This window comes from Stenotrophomonas sp. PS02298 (assembly GCF_029959445.1).
Taxonomy (GTDB): domain Bacteria; phylum Pseudomonadota; class Gammaproteobacteria; order Xanthomonadales; family Xanthomonadaceae; genus Stenotrophomonas.
In genome coordinates, this window is record NZ_JASCOR010000316.1 from 1 (window position 1) to 1,533 (window position 1,533).

Consider the following 1,533-nt stretch of genomic DNA (forward strand, 5'->3'; position numbering starts at 1 on the left):
GCCGAGCCATGCTCGGCTGAGGCTCTACTGGTGATGCCTCTGCCGAGCATGGCTCGGCACTACACGGGAAGGCCCCTACCGAGCATGGCTCGGCACTACAGGAGGTGCGCTTGCTTACGCTGCGGGCTGTGCCTCGGCACCGCCGCGCTGCAGCGGGTCCGCATACGGCTGGCCGTTCTCGACAAAGCCCAGCGACACCGAATTCAAGCAATGCCGTTCAAAAGTCGGCGGCGGGCCGTCCGGGAATACATGACCGAGATGGCTGCCACAGCGTGCGCAGACGATCTCGGTGCGGATCATGCCGTGGCTGATGTCGCGGATCTCGCGCACATGGGCCGGATCGAACGGCGCGAAGAAGCTTGGCCAACCGGTGCCCGAATCGAACTTGGTGCTGGAACGGAACAGCGGCAGCGCGCACAGGCGGCAGCAGTACACGCCGTCGCGCTTGTTATCCAGGAACACGCCGCAGAACGGCGCCTCGGTGCCGTGATGCAGCAGCACGCGCTGTTCTTCGCTGCTGAGCCCGGCGATCAGGGCATCACGTTGGGTGGTGCTGGGAGGGGTCAGGTCGAAGGCGGTCATGGCGCGGCATCCGTGGGGCAGATATCAATGGTAGGGGCGGGCAGTGGTCAGTCCAAGGGCGCATTCATGGTGGCGCAAGCTGGGCCGGCGCATGCTCGGTCAGTGGACGAACAGGAGATGCCGATGAAACGGATGACATATCTGACGCTGGCAGTGCTGGCGATCGCACCGCTCTCTGCGCAGGCGCAGCTGCAGCAGCCACCGTCGCCGACTGCAACCCGCCCGGTGACACTGCCACCGCCGTCGCGGCCGCCGGCAACGGCGCCATCGGATCAACGACAGGAAGAAGTGCGGCCGCTGCCGCCACGGCCAGCCGCCCAGCCCAAGCCAGCGCCGAAGGCAAAGCCGATCACCCAGCCGGCACAGCCCGTGCGTCCGATCTACGACAGCAAGGGACAGCCGACACCGCATATGCGGCAGACCAGCCCCGGCCGGGTGTTGGATACCCGCACCAATCGCTACTACGACACCGTGCCCAGTGGTGTTGGGCAACAGGTAGTGCCGCCGCCGGCCGGCGCGCGCTGACCCTGTAGTGCCGAGCCATGCTCGGCAGAGGCTTTACCGATAGAGCGTCCGTGTAGTGCCGAGCCCTGCTCGGCAGGAGGCATTCCAAGCCAACGCCAGAAGCGACCCCTCCCCAGCCCTCCCCTTGGCCTGCGGCCAAAGGGAGGGGGCGTAGTGCCGAGCCGTGCTCGGCAGGGGCTTTACCGATAGAGCGTCCGTGTAGTGCCGAGCCATGCTCGGCAGGAGGCATTCCAAGCCAACGCCAGAAGCGACCCCTCCCCAACCCGCCCGGCCCGAAGGCATGGCCTTCGGTCGTTCATCAGGCCGCACGCCGGTGGCGTGCAAGCAGGCCCTCTTCACCCCCTTGGCCTGCGGCCAAAGGGAGGAGGCGTAGTGCCGAGCCATGCTCGGCAATGGGGCATCACCGGTAGAGCCCCTGCCGAGCCC

2 protein-coding genes are annotated in these 1,533 nt (G+C 67.1%); one reads left to right on the forward strand and one right to left on the reverse strand.

What is annotated here, in order from left to right; translation table 11 throughout:
• Nucleotides 1-114: 114 nt before the first annotated feature.
• Nucleotides 115-582, reverse strand: coding sequence for a peptide-methionine (R)-S-oxide reductase MsrB (gene msrB, locus QMX78_RS21385; RefSeq protein ID WP_282273459.1), 468 nt, complete (start codon nt 580-582; stop codon nt 115-117).
• Between the two features lie 123 nt (nt 583-705).
• Between msrB and QMX78_RS21390 the strand changes: the two genes are divergently transcribed.
• Complete coding sequence (locus tag QMX78_RS21390; protein ID WP_282273461.1) at nt 706-1,107, forward strand: classical arabinogalactan protein 4; 402 nt, start codon at nt 706-708, stop codon at nt 1,105-1,107.
• Nucleotides 1,108-1,533 lie beyond the last annotated feature (426 nt).

Bases quoted from the DNA above. Each gene is read 5' to 3' on its own strand.
- msrB (WP_282273459.1), bottom strand. From the start codon at position 582: ATGACCGCCTTCGACCTGACCCCTCCCAGCACCACCCAACGTGATGCC.
- QMX78_RS21390 (WP_282273461.1), top strand. From the start codon at position 706: ATGAAACGGATGACATATCTGACGCTGGCAGTGCTGGCGATCGCACCG.